Below are 16,536 nucleotides of genomic sequence, written 5' to 3'. Positions count from 1 at the left end.
AGAAACCTCGGTTGTTCCTCCCAGAAGCGCACTGTCATCCTGAGGGAGCGCACGCCTGAACGATCATAACCACCAGAGCTTGCGCGCGACCGAAGGATCTTTGTCGGGTCGCGACGGGCCAAGCCTCCGGGAGCTGTTCACGTCCCTTCGTCGTGCAGGCGAGGTCATTCGGTCGGCGCGAAAGTGCGTTCGTACCTCGCGCTCGCTGCAGCGCCTCCCTCAGGAAATCAACGCTCTGGCGGTTCTTGAGCCGCTCTGAGGCGAATCCCCTACTGACGGCGGATGACGGTCGGGGTGCGGGCGAGCAGGCGGGCCAGGGCGCGGCGCTCGTTGCGCCAGGCGAGGTCATAGCCCACCGTTTCCGTGGTCTGCTCGTACGCCATGGCCAGGGCGGGGTCCACCGGCTGGCCCTTGCGGCGCACTTCGTAGTGCAGGTGCGGGCCGGTCGCCAGGCCGCTGGCCCCCACGTAGCCGATCACGTCGCCCTGGCGCACGGCCTGATGCTCGCGGACGGCCAGGCGCGAAAGGTGGGCGTAGCGGGTGGCGTAGCCGTTGGGGTGCTGCACTTCAACGAGGTTGCCGTAGCCGCCGCGGACGGCGGCGAACGACACACTGCCGTCGGAGGTGGCGCGCACCGGCGTGCCGTAGCTGGCGGCGTAGTCGATGCCGTTGTGGGGGAGCACGCGGCGCAGGATGGGGTGCATGCGGCTCATGTTGAACCCCGACGTCACCTGCATTACCGACAGCGGCCCGGCCCACGCCCTGGGATCCAGCGACTGGCCGATGTCGTCGTAGTAGCCGGGCTTGTCGCCGTGCTCGTAAAAGAACAGCGTGTGCAGCCCGCCGCCCACCGCGGCCTGCGCGGCCAGCACCTGAATGGAGCGCGTGGTGCCGTCCGGCCTCCGCACCCGCTCGTAGGCCACCTTCAGCCGCCCGCCGTTCTCCAGCGCCCCCTCCACCACCGGCTGAAAGATCTTATCCAGGTGGCGGCCCACCATCTCGCGCTCCGCCTCGGACAGGTCGCTGGCGATCACGTCCAGCGCGCCGCGAAAGGTGCCGCGCGCAAAGCCGCCGATGAGCAGGGTGTCGATGTGGGCCGGCTGGGCGCGGACGGCGGGGAGCGCGAACGTCCCCGGCGCTTCCTCGGCCGGCAGGCCCTGGCGCGGCTCGGCAAAGGCGGCGGCGGAGCCCAGCCCAAGCACCACCGCCGCCATCAGCGCGATGACGAGGGTGGACGGATCGTGCCGCCACGTGGCCTGCCTGGATCTGCTCATTGCGGATAAAACGGGAGCCCCGGAAGGGGATCCGCTGGCCGGCGTCCACGGATGTGTGGGAGAGCAAACAAGATAAGCGTCCACCGCCACGCCCGACAAGGGTCAAGCGTTGCAGTGGACGCTCCGAAGGCTGGATCTGACGCGGGATCGACCTCAGCGGCGGCGGCGAGGCGAGGTCAGTTTGCGCGCGGGATGGTCGGGCTTGATCTCGGTGTTCAGGTAGCGGCCCTTGCTGGGCGCGGCGCGAAACTCCTCGTACTCCTCGTCGCCGACCTCCAGGTACTGGTAGACACCGCCGTTGTGAAACTCCACCTCCAGCACGTGCGCCGCGGGATCGTACCCCGCGCTCGCCAGGCTCGACGAATCCAGTCGCTCTCGCTTCACCGGCCACCTCCCGGGATGTCTGCTCATCGGCCACCGCAGGCGTGCGGTACGGCCCCTTCCGAACCCTGAGCAGAATCCGCGCCGGATCGTTTACTTTGTACACCTGATCCGCAAGAACCGTTAAAAATCGTTTCGACGCTGGCGAGTCCGCAGCGCACCTAAAGCACCATTTTCGGTGATTCACGGCAGATCTCTTGGCTTCATGTGGATTTCAGGCATCTCCTGCATGATCTCACACAGAGTCAACAGAGTTAACAGAGTCGCATTTCCTCCGTTGACTCCGCTGACTCCGTGTGAGGCTTGTCCGTTGGAAGGTGCGATTGCGATCGGATTTCGTGCGGTGGGATCAGCGATCGGAGGCGGTACGGCGGATGAAGGCAGGGCGGTCCGCGGCGACCGGATCCGGTAGCGTTCCCGATCCACCGGACACGAAATGGAGCGCGACGGCGGCGAGGAGCGCGATCGCCAAAACCAGGATCAGCGTGCGTGTCAGCAGGGGGCGGGCTGGCGCGTTCAACGGGGTCGCGGGCATGGGCGGGCGACGAGCATGGCGGACGGTGGCCGCGCGCACGATCATCCATATCGTTGCGCGGGACGGCAGTTCGCCGGATGGAACCTCGGGCGCGTGCGGACAGGTACAAGGCGCGCGTTTCGGAATCCCCCAGTATGATGTGAGGACGTATGAAGCTGCTCCGTACCCTTACGCTCGCCCTGGCCGGCCTGGCGTGCACCGCCGGCGGACTGCAGGCGCAGGGCGTCATCGTCCCCCGTCCGTGCGCCGACTGCCGCCCCACGCCCGGCCAACCCGCCGGACTGCCGGTGGAATCGGTCACCTTCGAGACGACCATCCAGGGGCAGGTGGCTACCACGCACGTCACGCAGGTGTTCCGCAATCCCCACCCGCAGGTGATGGAGGGCACCTACTTCTTTCCCCTGCCGGAAGAAGCCTCCATCACCGAGTTCGCCATCTGGGACGGCGACCGCCGCCTGCAGGGCGAGGTGCGGCCGCGCGACGAGGCGCGGCGCATCTACGAAAACATCGTGCGGCGCGTGCGCGACCCGGGGCTGCTGGAGTACGCGGGCCAGAACCTGTTCCAGGCCCGCATCTTTCCCATCCCGGGGCGCGGCACCAAGAAGCTGGAGCTTACCTACACGCAGGTGCTGCGGGCGGAAAACGGCACGGTGGGATACCGCTACCCGCTGGGCATCGGCCGCAACGCGTCGCGCATCGAGCGGCTGGCGGGGCGCGTGGCCATCCGCACCGACGGCGGCCTGCGCACCGTCTACTCGCCCAGCCACGAGGTGGACGTGCGGCGCGAGGGCGGACGCGCGGCCACGGCCAGCTTTGAGCAGGGCCCGCGCAGCGAGCGGCGCGACTTTCAGCTGTTCTATGCGCTGTCGCAAAGCGACGTGGCCATGTCGCTGTTTACCTACCGCGAGCCCGGAAAGGACGGCTACTTTCTCCTTCTCCTTTCCCCCAGCGACGACCAGGAGCGGCGCGAGTACCCGGCCAAGGACGTGGTCTTTGTGCTGGACGTAAGCGGGTCGATGGAGGAGGAGGGGAAGATGGAGAAGGCCCGCCGCGCCCTGCTGCACGGGGTGCGGGGGCTGCGGAACGGCGACCGCTTCAACGTGATCGCTTTTTCCGGCGAGACGCGGCTGATGGAGGAAGGGCTGATCGCGGCCGACGCGGCCGGGCGGCGGCGCGGCGTGGAGTTCGTGGAAGGGCTGCGGCCGCGGGGCGGAACCAACATCAACGACGCGCTGGTGGAGGCGCTGGGCCAGTTTCCCCGCGCCGGCACCCGCCCGCAGCTGCTCGTCTTTCTCACCGACGGCCTGCCCACGGTGAGCGAAACCAACGTGGACCGCATCATCCAGAACGTCACGCGGGCACGGCGCGAGGGGCTGCGGCTGTTCACGTTCGGGGTGGGATACGACGTGAACACGCGGCTGCTGGACCGGGTGGCGGCGGAGAACGGCGGCGCGGCGGACTACGTGGCGCCGGAGGAGGACATCGAGGTAAAGGTGAGCGCCTTCTTCGACAAGGTGAACCACCCGGTGCTCACCAACCTGCGGCTGGACCTGGGGGCCGTGCGCACGGACCTGGTGTATCCACGCGCGCTGCCGGACCTCTTCAAGGGAACGCAGCTGGCGCTGGTGGGCCGCTACCGCAACGCGCAGGAACTGCGCGACGTCACCATCCGGCTGACGGGCAACGCCAGCCCCACGCACACCTACACCTACCCCGGCGCCACCTTTCCCCTGCGGGCCGAGCGGCACGAGTTTCTTCCGCGGCTGTGGGCTACGCGCCGGGTGGGGTGGCTGATGGAGCAGATCCGCACCCACGGCGAGAACCGCGAGCTGGTGGACGAGGTGACGGAGCTGGGGACGCGCTTTGGCATCGTGACGCCGTACACCAGCTTTCTGGCGCTGGAGCCGGGGATGAACCCACAGGACTTCTCCGGGCCTCGCGTGGAGCAGGATGCGGCGGCGGGCCGTCCGTCCGGCGCGGTTCGGCCGCAGGTGCGCCCGCGCCCGTCCAACGGCGCGCCCCCGCCGCCACCCCCGCCGGCCGTCGCGCCGCCCCCTCCGCCGCCGACGATGGTAACGGGCGCGGGCGCCGTGTCGGAAAGCCGGCTGAGCCGCGAGCGGCAGGACGCGATCACGCTGGAGGAAGGGTACGCCACGGGCGCATCCACCACCATGCAGCGCGTGGGAACGCGCACCTTCTACCTGCGTGGCGGCGTGTGGACGGATGCGGAGATCCGCGACGACACGCGCCTGCCGGAAACGACGGTGACGTTCGGGAGCGACGAGTACTTCGCGCTCATCCGCCGCATCCCCGCGCTGGCGCCGTACATGGGGCTGGGCGAGCAGGTGGCGGTGATCCACGAGGGACGCATCTACCGCATCCGGACCGCGGCGCAGTAGAATACGGGCGGCCCCACAAGAACACCGCGAAGGACGCGGGGCCGCCCAGCCCTGCGTCCTTCGCGTTTCGGCGCCGCCGGATTGATGAGGGTTGACGATATTTGTTGGGAGGATTATCTTGGTCCTCAACCTACGTCGAGCGGAGGCAGACGCACATGTCCGGGCGCATTCAGGCGGAGCTGAAGCAAACCAAGCCGGTGAGCAGCCTGGAGGAAGAGGCGTACCTGAACGTTCAGCGCACCTCCAACACGCTGAACCAAGGGATCGCCGAGCTGCTGCGCAGCCACGACCTTACGCAGGCGCAGTACAACGTCCTCCGGATCCTGCGCGGCGCGGGCGAGGGCGGGCTGAACGCCAGCGAAATCGCCGGCCGCATGATCAGCCGCGACCCCGACGTCACCCGGCTGGTGGACCGGCTGGAGAAGCGCGGGCTGGTGGACCGCTGGCGCTGCAGCGAGGACCGGCGGGTGGTGTGGACGCGCATCTCGCAGGCGGGGCTGGACCTGATCAACCCGATCGACGCGCCGTTGAACGAGCTGCACCGCCGGCTGCTCTCGCACATGTCGCAGGAAAAGCTGCAGACGCTCATCGAGCTGCTGGAGGAGGCCCGGGACGGCGCGTGAGCCGTTTCGTTCGACCAGATAATCGTTGTAACGAATAGCCGCAGCAGGTTTATCGTCAGCGGCTCACGACGCTCCGGACGAGACCGGAGCCAACCCGCCGGGCGCACGACGCGTCCGCCAGACCAGGAGAAAGACCATGACTGCTCGCGACAACCGCTTTGGCGACTGGGGCCTCACCGTGCTGCGTGTGGTGACGGGGATCGTGTTCTTCATGCACGGCTACACCAAGGTGTTCGTGTGGGGCTTCGAGGGGACGGCGGCGGGCTTTGGGCAGATGGGGATTCCGCTGGCGAACGTCGCCGGGCCGTTCGTGGGGCTGCTGGAGCTGTTGGGCGGGCTGGCGCTGATCGTCGGGCTGGCGACGCGGTGGATCTCCATCCCCCTGGCGGTGACCATGCTGGTGGCGATCGTGCAGGTGCACCTGGCCAAGGGTTTCTTTGCCCCCGAGGGGTACGAGTTCCCGCTCACGCTGCTGGCCGCGACCGTGGGCCTTACGCTGACCGGCGGCGGCGCCCTGGCGGTGGACAACCTGATCGCGGCGCGGCGCTCCGCCCCCGCGGCCAAGCGCGCCGGCTCCACCCGCCCGGTCCACGCCTGAACCAGACGACGGGCTGACATTACGGCGGCGGCTTCGCAAGACTCACGAACGCTCCCGGGCATCCACGCGGATGCCCGGGAGCGTTTCTCCTGCTGGGCCTGAGGAGCCGGGCCGACGCTGCCTCCGTAACAGGATGCGCACTTCTGCCTTTAGCTGACCACTCCGCGCTCCTGTTTCGCCAGCACCCGAACCGGCTTCACGGAATCCTGCCTCTGCGTCTTCCATTCACTCCGTTTACTTCATAGTCTCCGCGTCGTCCACCCCCGCATAGCTCATCTTGCATACGATGAGCGGAGCGGGCTTGTCTCTATGTCAAATCAGACATATGGTTATGGAGCCAGACGGAAAGCCCCTGGTGTTGCTGCACGGGGGAATCAAGTCACCTCCCTTTTCTCCTGAGGCGCGCCAGGAAGCGGGGGAGATGCTGAGAGCCATCCAGGAAGGGGAGTTCCTGGGACTGCCACACTCGCGACCCATGCCCAGCATTGGCGCGAGGTGTCATGAGTTGCGGATCGTGGACACCGACAAAAGCTGGCGAATCATCTATCGTATCGACCATCACTCGATTGTTGTGGCAGACGTGTTCCGCAAAACCACGGAGACCACGCCGACGCACATCATCAACGCGTGCAAGCACAGGCTTAGAGCGTACGATCAACTCTGACGGGAGGAAACGGATGGACGAAGCCAGGCGCAAGCAGCTGGAAGCAGCAGGCTATCGGGTCAGTGACGTCCAGGAGTTCCTGGGCCTCTCCGACGCGGAGATGGCGTACATCGACATGCGGATCGCGATCAGGAAGGCGCTTCGTGCCAGGCGCGAGGCCGAGGGGATCACACAGAAAGATCTGGCGACCCGCCTGGGATCCAGCCAGTCGCGTGTCGCCAAGATCGAGGCGGGCGACCCGTCTGTCTCGCTCGACCTGCTCATCCGCGCACTGCTCGCGACCGGGGCCACGGTGCTCGACATCGCGGATGCCATCGCGCCGGAGCGTGCGCAGGTGGCGTGACCGGGCGACAGCACCGGATGAGGTGACGGCTCCGCACGGCCGTCTCTTTCCTGTTCCACAACGTCAAGAGCCGCAGAGCCAGCCGAATTGACGGCTGCCCCAGACTGTGTCACCCATAGGATACAATTCCGCTTTTGTAACTTATAGACGACACCAGGCTGCGCCGTAACTTGTGTTCGGACCGGGGGCCGTCTATTCTCAGCCGCGCAGAACGACCGCTGCCCCAAACGCGCTCATCCGCATCATCGCGGCACCCGCAATCTCCTGATCCATGACGACAGTACGCCGCATCTTACGGCCGCGCACGCTTGCCTGCGCGCTGCTGCTGGCCGCGCTCCCCGCCCGCGCGCAGGACTTTCGCGCGGCCGCCACGTTCGTGCAGATCAACGACGTTTACCGCATCGACGCGGTGGAGAACGGCGCGGCGGGCGGGATTGGCCGCGTGGTGACGGTGGCGGAGCGCGCGCGTCGCGCCACGGGCGCGCCGGTGCGGGTGCTGCACGCCGGCGACTTTATCGCCCCCTCGCTGGAAAGCCGGTACTTCGAGGGGCAACAGATGATCGACGCGCTGAACTTTGTGCACGCGCGCGCGCCGGTGATCGCGGTGGCGGGGAACCACGAGTTCGACGAGCGGCGGCCGGGGATGCTGGCCAACGCCATCAAAGCCTCGCGCTTTCCCTGGCTGGCCGGCAACGTCCGCCTGAACACCGGCGACGCGGCGGCGGACCGGCGGCTGGGCGCGGACACGGTAATCGAATCCGGCGGCATGCGGATCGGCATCTTTACGCTCACTTTTCTGGACTCGCCGCGCGAGTACGCCACCTGGGACACCGCGTTCGTGGCGCTGGCGGAGCGATCCATCCAGGCGCTGGAGGCGCGGGGCGTGGACGCGATCGTGGGGCTTACGCACCTGGACCTCTCGGTCGACCGCCAGATCGCGGCGCTGCGGGGCGCGCATCCGAAGCTGATCTGGATCGCGGGCGGGCACGAGCACTTCCTGATCCACGATCCGCTGACGGACAGCACGGCCGCCATCACCAAGGGCGACAGCAACGCGCGGCGCATCTGGCAGGTGGCGCTGGGGCGCAGCGGCGGCCGGCCGGCGCTGCGGGCGGACTCGGTGGTGCTGGACGCGTCCGTCCCCATCGACCCCACCTACCTGCGCGACGTGCAGCAGAAGTGGGCGGCGCGGATGCGGGAAAAGGTGCCGTTCTTTGACCAGGTGATCGGGCGCACCGAAACGCGGATGGACGCGTCGGAAGAGGTGGTGCGAAACGAGGAGAGCGCCTGGGGAAGCTGGCTGGCGGACCAGATGCGCACGGCGTTCCCCACGATCCCCGCAGACGTGGCGGTGCTGAACGGCGGCGCCATCCGCATCGACGACGCGATCACCGGCGAGATTCGCTGGGAGCACCTGGCGCGCACCTTTGGCTTTCCCACGCGCGTGGGCCTGGTCTGGCTGCGCGGCCGCGACCTGCGCGAAACGGTGCTGGAGCGCGGCGTCTCCGGCGGGCGAGGCGAGGGCCGCTTTCTCCAGGTGTCGGGCCTGCGCTTCGCCTTTGACCGTTCGCGGCCCGCCAACCAGCGCGTGACGTCGGTGGAGATCCAGCGCGGCGGCGCGTGGGAGCCGCTGGACGACAACCGCGTCTACATCGTCGCGGTGCCGGACTACCTGTTCAGCGGCGGCGACGGATACCAGTTCCACAACCGCGCCATCCTGAGCGTCCCCCCCGGCGCGGACCTGCGGCTGATTGCGTTCGACGCGCTGTCCGCCGCGTACGCGAACGGACAGGCGATCGGTCCGCGGGTGGAGGGGCGGATCATGGACGCGGGGGCGCGGCCGTGAACGGGTGAACGGGTGAACGGGTGAACGGGTGAACGGGTGAACGGGTGAGCGGGTGAGCGGGTGAGCGGGTGAGCGGGTGAACGGGTGAACGGGTGAGCGAATGGGGCAAGTGCGAACCGGACGGGGAATGTGCCGGCCGCCCGCGGAGCGAAGGATGGCCCATTGAGGATCTGAACCGGTAACGTGCCGTCCGCCTGCAGGAGCGAATCAATTCGCCGCTACAACTGCACAAAGTCCACCTTCGTGGACTCGGCGGCCCGACCGTGTGCGGCGTTCCATGCACCGGCGCGTCCGCAACGGGCGATCACCGGATAAGATCCGCAACCGGCATAGATTCGCCGCTGGAAAGTCGCATAGTCCGCCTGCGCGGAATGGGCGACCTGGGTGCCTGCGGCGCCCCATGCATCCGCGCGTCCGCTGCCGGGAGATCGCCCGCCGCGCCGGTTATTCAGAGTAGGCCGAGATCCACGACACACATTTCCATCCCAAGGAGCCTGCGTTGAGCGAAGACGTACCCTCCGCCCCCGTGTTCGCGCCCAGCGAACTGGTGATTCTCTTTGGCGACCGGTTCGCGCCGGAGGCCGGGCTGCTGGGGTCCAAGGAAGAGATCCTGACCAGCGGCGTAAAGGTCAGCTCCGAAAAGCTGATGAACGCCGCGATCAAGGCGGCGCTCTACACCGTCCACCGCTCCGGCGCGGCAAAGCTGCAGCCGCGCGCGGGGAAGGCGCTTTTCGGGCTGATGAACACTCAGAAGCTGTTCTGGCTGCAGGGTCCCGGCTCGGCGTCGTTCCCCGCGGGGTCGCTGGAGGCATACCTGGTGGAGGCGGCGGTGATGGAGCAGGAGGTGGAGAACGTGCTCAAAGCATTCATCGGCGAGGAATCCAGCAATCCGCCGCAGCGCGCGCTGGGGCTGATGAAGCGCGGCATGTCTGAGCGCGGGATGCTGGAGGCAGAGATGAAGAAGACGATGATGGTCTTTACCACCATCGACTACGTGCTCCCCGCCACCACACGCATGGCCGCCGAGGCGGAGTCCATCGCGCCCATCCAGCAGCTTCTGCGCGAGTTCGAGCAGCGCGAGCCGGAGCTGGACAAGGCGGTGCAGAAGGACATCGACGCCGCGCGGGTGTCCATGACGGAAAGCAGCGACTGAGGGTGTGAGGGTGTGAGGGTGTGAGGGTGTGAGGGTGTGAGGGTGTGAGGGTGTGAGGGTGTGAGGGTGTGAGGGTGTGAGGGTGTGAGGGTTTGAGGGTGTGAGGGTGTGAGGGTGTGAGGGTGTGAGGGTGTGAGGGTGTGAGGGTGTGAGCGGAACAGAGTACATCACCAGGGAAACGGGTAGGGAGAGTACGATGAGGCAGTATCTGATGGTTCTTGGCATCGTGGTGGCGATCACGGCGGGGATCGTGTTCTTCGTGCTGAAGGACTCGGCGGCGGACAGCAAGCGGCAGTCGGCGGAGGCACCGGCCATCGGGTTTGTGGCCACGCCCGCGCGCTGGCACGACGGCGACGACTATCAGGATGGGCACACGCTCACCTTCTCCTTTGTCGACGCCAGCAACGGCGTGCACGCGCACACCATGGAAGAGATCTCCTGGTACGATCCGGCGAAGACCTACAAGGTGTGCTATAATCCGCAGGACCCGACGGACTGGAAACTGTACGCGTCCGATCACGCGTGCGGAAGCTGATGGTGTGAGGGTGCAGGGGTGTAGGGGTGTGATGGTGAGGTGGGCGAGCCGAGGGGAGGGGGCGATGGCGGAGAAGGTCGCGCGCGTGCATCAAGACCTTGACGTGTACGGCAGAGCATTCGATGCGGCGATGGACATATTCGAGTTGAGCCGGCTGTTTCCGAAACATGAGGTGTACGCGCTGACGGACCAGATGCGTCGATCCTCTCGTTCGGTGTGCGCAAACCTGGCCGAGGCCTGGCGCAAGCGTCGGTATCCAGCATCGTTTATCAGCAAGCTCTCCGACGCAGAAGCCGAAACCGCAGAAACCCAGGTGTGGATCTACTTCGCCGTGCGCTGCGGCTACATGGATCGGGAAACTGGCGGCGCACTGTACCAGAGGTACAATCGCATCCTGGCCACAATTGTCGGGATGATCACCCACGCCAACACGTGGAGCTCCCGCCGATAGCGACACCATCACACCATCACACCATCACACCATCACACCATCACACCATCACACCATCACACCATCACACCAACCGGCGCGCCTCTTGCCTCTGCCGCGCGCGTAAAACTCAACTCACGACAGAGCAGACAATGGGCATCCGGCACTGGATCAGAAAGCGGATGGCGGAGGAGGCGGAGGACGGCGAGGGCGCGCCGCACGGCTCCATCATCAACGCCATCTTCGGGCGCGAGCCCCCCACGCTGCACGCGCTGGGCGAATACGACCACAAGACCTATCCCGGCGAGCTGGAGGAGCTGCTGCGCCGCCGGGCCGAGGTGGCGCACGAGCTGATGGAGATGGAGCTGACCAGCCGGCAGGCCCGCGTCGCCGCCATCCCGCAGTTGCAGGCGCTGCTGCGCACCTACCCGCACCCGCTGGCGTACGAGACGCTGATCCACGCGTACGTGGACGCCGGGCGCTGGGACGAGGCGCGTGGTGCCGCGTTCGCCGCGCGGGAGCGGCGGACGCAGGTGTCGCGGTCGCCGTACTCGGAGATCCGCGGCGAGATCGACCGGCTGAACGAGTGGACGCCCGAGGAGATTGATCTGGTGCGCGCCGAGCGCGAGGGAACGGCCCCCGCGGCAAGCTGAAACGCCAGGGCGACATCCGATCGGTCGTGCTTTTCGTTTGGCGCGAATGCCCGCGCCGTCCCCACCGAGGGACGGCGCGGGCATTTTGTTCATCCTCTTTGCGAAAACCCTTGCATCCGCGCGACTGATACGCGTATCGTGAGCACATTCACACGCCTGCCGATCCACCCCTCGCCCCGATGGACCGCACGACCGGCTCGTCCGCGTGTCCCGCGCACGGCGCGTGGCACCGCCCGCAGGCTCACCGCGCAGCGCACCCGCGCGGGCACCGCTGCCCCGCGCAACCACCCCGATCCGTGAGGAACCCCATGCGGCTCCCGGCCGGACGCATCCTGTTGTACCTGCTTGCCCTTCTGCTCGCTCCGCTGGCGCACGCCCAGGCCCAGACCGGCGGCGTGAGCGGCACCATCCGCGACGTGACCACCTCTACCCCCCTGGCCGGCATCCGGGTGGAAGCGGTGGCGACGGACGGCCGTGTGGCCGGCAGCGACCAGACGGGCCAGAACGGCACCTACAGCATCTCGGGCCTGGCGCCGGGGAGCTACGCGGTGGTCATCTCCGGCACCGACATCCCCGTGCGCCGCATCGACGCGACCGTGCGCGCCGGGCAGACCTCGCGGGTGGACGTGCAGGTTCAGTTTGGCAACGTGCGGCTGGACCCGGTGGTGATCAGCGCCTCCAAGCGGCCCGAAAAGGCCACCGAGGCGCCCGCCCGCGTGGAGGTGGTGTCGCAGCAGGACGTGGAGGACCGGCCCGTGACCACGCTGGTGGAGCACATCCGCGACGTTCCGGGCGTGGACGTGGCGCAGACCGGCATCCAGTCCACCAACGTGGTAGCGCGCGGGTTCAACAACATCTTCTCCGGCTCGCTGCACGCGCTTACGGACAACCGCATCGCCGGCGTGCCCAGCCTGCGGGTGAACTACCTGCACTTCATCCCCAGCAACAGCGAAGACGTTTCGCGGATGGAGGTGGTGCTGGGGCCGGGCGCGGCGCTGTACGGGCCCAACACGGCCAACGGCATTCTGCACATCATCACCAAAAGCCCGCTGGACGAGCAGAGCACCGCGGTGAGCCTGGCCGGCGGCAGCCAGGACCTGATGCAGGCCGAGTTCCGCACCTCGCACCTGCTGACCTCCAATCTGGGCTTCAAGGTCAGCGGCCTGTACGTGAACGCCACGGAGTACGGCTTCGACGATCCGTCGGAGGTGGCCGAGGCCGGCCGCTTTGCCTGCGCGCTGAACGCGGCCGGCTGCACCGCGCAGCAGATCGCGGGCGCCCGCACCGCGCGGCTGGAACTGCAGAACGCGGTGGGCATCGACTCCGCGGCGGCGCTGCAGCGCATCGGCCGCATCGGCGACCGCGACTTCGACATCTCGCGCTGGGGCGGCGAGGCGCGGCTGGACTGGCGCGCCACGCCCACGCTGACCACGGTGCTGTCCGGCGGCCTGACCAACGCGGCCAGCGGCATCGAGCTCACCGGCCTGGGCGCGTCGCAGGTGACGGACTGGAAGAGCAGCTACGTGCAGGCGCGCGCCACCTGGAACCGGCTGTTCGTGCAGGGCTACGTGAACATGAGCGACGCGGGCGACACCTACCTGCTGCGCAACGGCGCGCCCATCTCGGACCGCTCGCAGCTGATGGTGGCGCAGCTGCAGCACGGCTTCGGGATGTGGAACGACCGGCAGAACTTTACCTACGGCGCCGACTACCTGTTCACCAACCCGCGGACGGAAGGCACCATCAACGGGTGGTACGAGGAAGACGACCAGACCAACGAGTTCGGTGCGTACCTGCAGTCGGAGACGGACGTCTCCGACCGGCTGGAGCTGGTGCTGGCGGGGCGCGTGGACACGCACTCGGCGCTGCCGGACCCGGTGTTCTCGCCGCGCGCGGCGCTGGTCTTCAAGCCGCGCGAGGGGCACGCGCTGCGCGTGAGCTACAACCGCGCCTTCAGCACGCCCAGCTCGCTGAACCAGTTCCTTGACCTGGGCTCGGCGCTGCCGGGGACGGACGCGGGAAGCGCGGGGCTGCGGCGGCTGGGCTACAGCCTGCGCATCCAGGGGACGGGCGACGACGGCTTCTCGTTCCGCGACGCGAGCGGCGGCTACCAGATCCGTTCGCCGTTCACGCCCGCCGCGGCGGGCGGACCCTCGCAGCTGATCCCCGTCGCCGGCGTGTCTCCCACCTTCTTTCCCGCGGCGGTCGCGGTGGTGGCACAGCAGGCGGCGGCCGCCGGCACGCCGCTGCCTGCGCAACTGGTGGGATACCTGTCGTCGCTGCGCCCCACCGACGCGCAGGTGGGGCTGAACTACCTGGACCTGGTCACGCGCGAGACGGCGCCGCTCTCCACGCTGACGCTGGACGACATCGACCCCATCCGCGAGTCGCCGTCGACCACGCTGGAGGCGGGCTACAAGGGGCTGCTGGCCAACCGCCTGCTGATTGCCGCCGACGTGTGGTGGTCGCGCAAGGAAGGGCTGGTGACGCCCCTGACCATCCAGACCCCGCTGGTGCTGCTGAACCCGCAGCAGCTGGGCGCGTACCTGGTGCCGCGCTTCATGGCGGACCTTGGCTACTCGCAGGCGCAGGCCACGGCGCTGGCTGGCCAGCTGGTGCCGGGGCTGGCGCAGGTGCCGCTGGGCGTGATCTCGTCGCCCGACGTGGACGCGGGGAGCGCGCAGGCGCTGGTGACGTACGTGAACGTGGACGAGAACATCGACCTCTGGGGCACCGACGTTTCGGCCACGGCGCTGCTGGGCAACGAGTGGGAGCTGGCGGGTTCCGTCTCGTTCGTGAACGAGAACACGTGGGACACCGAGAACGCCGGCCTGGTGACGCTGAACGCGCCGCGCTGGAAGGGCACGCTGGCACTGGACTACGACAACGACGACACCGGACTGTTTGGCGAGGTGCGCATGCGGTACAACGACGCGTTCCCGGTAAACTCGGGCGTGTACATTGGCACCCGCTGCCTGAACGCGCCGGACGCGGAGGAGAACCCGCTGCAGGAAGACTGCGTGCAGGCCTACACGCTGTTCGACCTGAACCTGGGCTACCGCCTGCCGATGGTGCGGGGCGCCACGCTGAACGTGCTGGTGAACAACCTGCTGGACGAGGAGTACCGCCCCTTCCCCGGCTCGCCCACCATGGGCCGCATGCTCATCGCGCGCATCAAGTACGACTTCTGATGCGGGCGTAGCCGGGACGGCGGATGGATGAAAGAAGGGGAGCCGCGGTGGCTCCCCTTCTTTCGTTCGGACGTGGATTCGGAGGCGCGAAGGACCGGGATCCCAGCCTCGACGACCGGCATCGATCCGCGCCGACGCGGTGCCCCTCCCCCGGCCCCTCCCCGCTCGTTCCTCGCGGAGAGGGGAGAACTTCGATCCCGCCGCGACGAGCTTTCACGCCGTACTTCCATCCCGCACGACGTCCCGTGAAGCGCGCACCGCCGCCGGCGCCGTGTATCCCCTCTCCCGCGCTGTTTGCAGGAAAGGGTGCGGCTCTCAGGCCGCGGGTGAGGGCCCGCCGCTCCCATGCCGCCACCGCCGTGCGTTGGCTGTGCCGCGGTACGATTCCTGATCCTGTGCCGGGTAACAGCCGCGGATGCGGAGGGGCCGGTGGGCGGGCGGCGGGAGCGCTTTCGGCGGGGAGGGGGCAGATGGCGGAGATCGTGGCGGGGAGCGGACTTGCGGGCGCGGCGGACGACCCGGTCCTGCAGCAGCTTGAGCTCACCGGACGGACGTACCGTTCCGCGCGCGAGGCGTGGCGCGCGCAGGAGGCCGAGCTGTTCACCGAACTCCAGGAGCAGCGGGTGGCGGCCGAGCGCAACCGCAAGCGCGCCGAGTGCCTGGACCGTTCGCTGCGCCAGATTCACGGCGCCATGTTCGCCGGCGACGTGTATCACCTCATCCTGCAGGCGTGCCTCACCATCACCGAGGCCACGCGCGGCGTCTACGTGACGGCGCGGCGCCCCGGCGAGCGGCTGCGCGTGCGGGCCACGGTGGGGGTGGACGTGGACTCGTCGAATCCGTCGCCGTTTCTGGCCGCCATCTGCCGCGACGTGCTGAACGGCGGCGACACCATGATCTGCAACCCGGCGGAAACCAATCCGCAGCTCCCCGCCCCCGGGCCGGACGAGCGGTTCCGCAACTTCATGGCGGCGCCGGTGATGCTGATGGCCGACCTGGACGGCGTGATCATCGCCGCGGACCGGGCGGAGGGCGAGTTTGACCGGCACGACGCGGACTCGCTGCTGAGCATTGGCGACCAGGCGGCGGTGGCGGTGCGCAACCGGCGGCTGGAGAAGGAGCTTCAGCACGCCTACCTGGCCACGGTGAGCATGCTGGCCGACGCGGTGGAGGCCAAGGACCCGTACACGCACGGCCACTGCGAGATGGCGTCGCGGTACGCGCGGCTGGTGGGCGAGCGGCTGGGGCTGCCGGCGTACGAGCAGGCGGTTGTGTGCTATTCCGCGCTTCTGCACGACGTGGGGAAGATCGCGGTGAGCGACGGGGTGCTGAACAAGCCCGGGCCCCTGCTGCCGGAGGAGCGCGACCTGATGCGGGCCCACGTGCGCGTGGGCCACGACCTGCTGCTGGCGGTGCCCGCTCTGGGACCGGTGGCCGACATCGTCCTGCATCACCACGAGTGGTACGACGGACGCGGCTACCCCGACGGGCTGCGCGGGGAGCAGATCCCCATGGCGGCGCGCATCGTGGCGGCGGTGGACGCGTATTGCGCCATGGTGACGCGGCGCAGCTACAAGGAGGCGTACACCGACGCCCACGCCCGCGCTGAGCTCATCGCGGGCGCGGGGACCCAGTTCGACCCGCGCGTAGTGGAGGTGCTGCTGGCGGTGCTGGACGATCCGCGCGGCGTGGACCAGGACGATGACTACGACGCGGAGTGCGGCCTGCTTCCCGAGTTCCTGTCGCTGAACACCGCCGGCGGCCCGATCCAGATGCCTCCCCTCCCCGGCCACCCGGCCCTGGAACGCGGCCAGAGCGTCGGCGGGATCTCGTACTGAGTCCTGTTTTCTGCTTTGGGCTGAGTTTTACGGCTCTGGGCCTCACACGGAGTCAACGGAGTTAACGGAGTTG

The 16,536-nt window shown here is 68.3% G+C and carries 15 protein-coding genes; 12 read left to right on the top strand and 3 right to left on the bottom strand.

The annotated features are described in order from the left end of the window. Window positions 1-269: 269 nt before the first annotated feature. From ACOJUJ_RS02915 to ACOJUJ_RS02905, 3 genes are all read right to left on the bottom strand, one after another. Window positions 270-1,274, bottom strand: a complete 1,005-nt coding sequence (locus ACOJUJ_RS02915) for a M23 family metallopeptidase (protein WP_420125340.1) — start codon at window positions 1,272-1,274, stop codon at window positions 270-272. A gap of 153 nt (window positions 1,275-1,427) precedes the next feature. Beyond that, complete coding sequence (locus ACOJUJ_RS02910; RefSeq protein WP_420125339.1) at window positions 1,428-1,658, bottom strand: KTSC domain-containing protein; 231 nt, start codon at window positions 1,656-1,658, stop codon at window positions 1,428-1,430. 346 nt (window positions 1,659-2,004) lie between these two features. Then, window positions 2,005-2,235 (bottom strand): hypothetical protein, encoded by a 231-nt coding sequence (locus tag ACOJUJ_RS02905; RefSeq protein ID WP_420125338.1) that lies wholly within the window; start codon window positions 2,233-2,235, stop codon window positions 2,005-2,007. Window positions 2,236-2,339: 104 nt separating this feature from the next. On the opposite strand from ACOJUJ_RS02905, the gene ACOJUJ_RS02900 reads away from it, so the two are divergent. The 12 genes from ACOJUJ_RS02900 to ACOJUJ_RS02845 all read left to right on the top strand — a co-directional run bounded on the left by ACOJUJ_RS02900 (window position 2,340) and on the right by ACOJUJ_RS02845 (window position 16,463). Further along, on the top strand, window positions 2,340-4,589 hold the full coding sequence (locus ACOJUJ_RS02900) for a VIT and vWA domain-containing protein (RefSeq protein ID WP_420125337.1): 2,250 nt from the start codon (window positions 2,340-2,342) through the stop codon (window positions 4,587-4,589). A 155-nt stretch (window positions 4,590-4,744) separates the two neighbouring features. Further along, the gene (locus ACOJUJ_RS02895; RefSeq protein WP_420125336.1) at window positions 4,745-5,212 is read left to right on the top strand and encodes a MarR family winged helix-turn-helix transcriptional regulator; all 468 of its coding nucleotides are present in this window, start codon (window positions 4,745-4,747) and stop codon (window positions 5,210-5,212) included. A 136-nt stretch (window positions 5,213-5,348) separates the two neighbouring features. Continuing rightward, on the top strand, window positions 5,349-5,810 hold the full coding sequence (locus ACOJUJ_RS02890; protein WP_420125335.1) for a DoxX family protein: 462 nt from the start codon (window positions 5,349-5,351) through the stop codon (window positions 5,808-5,810). A 331-nt stretch (window positions 5,811-6,141) separates the two neighbouring features. Then, on the top strand, window positions 6,142-6,474 hold the full coding sequence (locus ACOJUJ_RS02885; protein ID WP_420125334.1) for a type II toxin-antitoxin system RelE/ParE family toxin: 333 nt from the start codon (window positions 6,142-6,144) through the stop codon (window positions 6,472-6,474). 13 nt (window positions 6,475-6,487) lie between these two features. After that, complete coding sequence (locus ACOJUJ_RS02880) at window positions 6,488-6,817, top strand: helix-turn-helix transcriptional regulator (protein ID WP_420125333.1); 330 nt, start codon at window positions 6,488-6,490, stop codon at window positions 6,815-6,817. A gap of 271 nt (window positions 6,818-7,088) precedes the next feature. Continuing rightward, window positions 7,089-8,663, top strand: coding sequence for a bifunctional metallophosphatase/5'-nucleotidase (locus ACOJUJ_RS02875; RefSeq protein ID WP_420125332.1), 1,575 nt, complete (start codon window positions 7,089-7,091; stop codon window positions 8,661-8,663). Window positions 8,664-9,162: 499 nt separating this feature from the next. Beyond that, window positions 9,163-9,816: a hypothetical protein gene (locus ACOJUJ_RS02870; RefSeq protein ID WP_420125331.1), complete on the top strand. Its 654-nt coding sequence runs from the start codon at window positions 9,163-9,165 to the stop codon at window positions 9,814-9,816. A 196-nt stretch (window positions 9,817-10,012) separates the two neighbouring features. Beyond that, the gene (locus ACOJUJ_RS02865) at window positions 10,013-10,351 is read left to right on the top strand and encodes a hypothetical protein (protein ID WP_420125330.1); all 339 of its coding nucleotides are present in this window, start codon (window positions 10,013-10,015) and stop codon (window positions 10,349-10,351) included. A 64-nt stretch (window positions 10,352-10,415) separates the two neighbouring features. Beyond that, on the top strand, window positions 10,416-10,802 hold the full coding sequence (locus ACOJUJ_RS02860) for a four helix bundle protein (protein ID WP_420125329.1): 387 nt from the start codon (window positions 10,416-10,418) through the stop codon (window positions 10,800-10,802). Window positions 10,803-10,933: 131 nt separating this feature from the next. Further along, entirely contained in the window at window positions 10,934-11,434 is a 501-nt protein-coding gene (locus tag ACOJUJ_RS02855) for a hypothetical protein (RefSeq protein WP_420125328.1), read from the top strand. A 308-nt stretch (window positions 11,435-11,742) separates the two neighbouring features. Then, window positions 11,743-14,625: a TonB-dependent receptor domain-containing protein gene (locus tag ACOJUJ_RS02850; protein ID WP_420125327.1), complete on the top strand. Its 2,883-nt coding sequence runs from the start codon at window positions 11,743-11,745 to the stop codon at window positions 14,623-14,625. 470 nt (window positions 14,626-15,095) lie between these two features. Continuing rightward, complete coding sequence (locus ACOJUJ_RS02845) at window positions 15,096-16,463, top strand: HD domain-containing phosphohydrolase (protein ID WP_420125326.1); 1,368 nt, start codon at window positions 15,096-15,098, stop codon at window positions 16,461-16,463. The last annotated feature ends 73 nt before the right edge of the window (window positions 16,464-16,536 follow it).

The sequence above is a fragment of the Longimicrobium sp. genome (genome assembly GCF_048594345.1).
In the GTDB taxonomy this organism is placed as follows: Bacteria; Gemmatimonadota; Gemmatimonadetes; order Longimicrobiales; family Longimicrobiaceae; genus Longimicrobium.
Note: the sequence above shows the minus strand (reverse complement) of the source record. Positions and strands in the feature narration are given on the sequence as shown.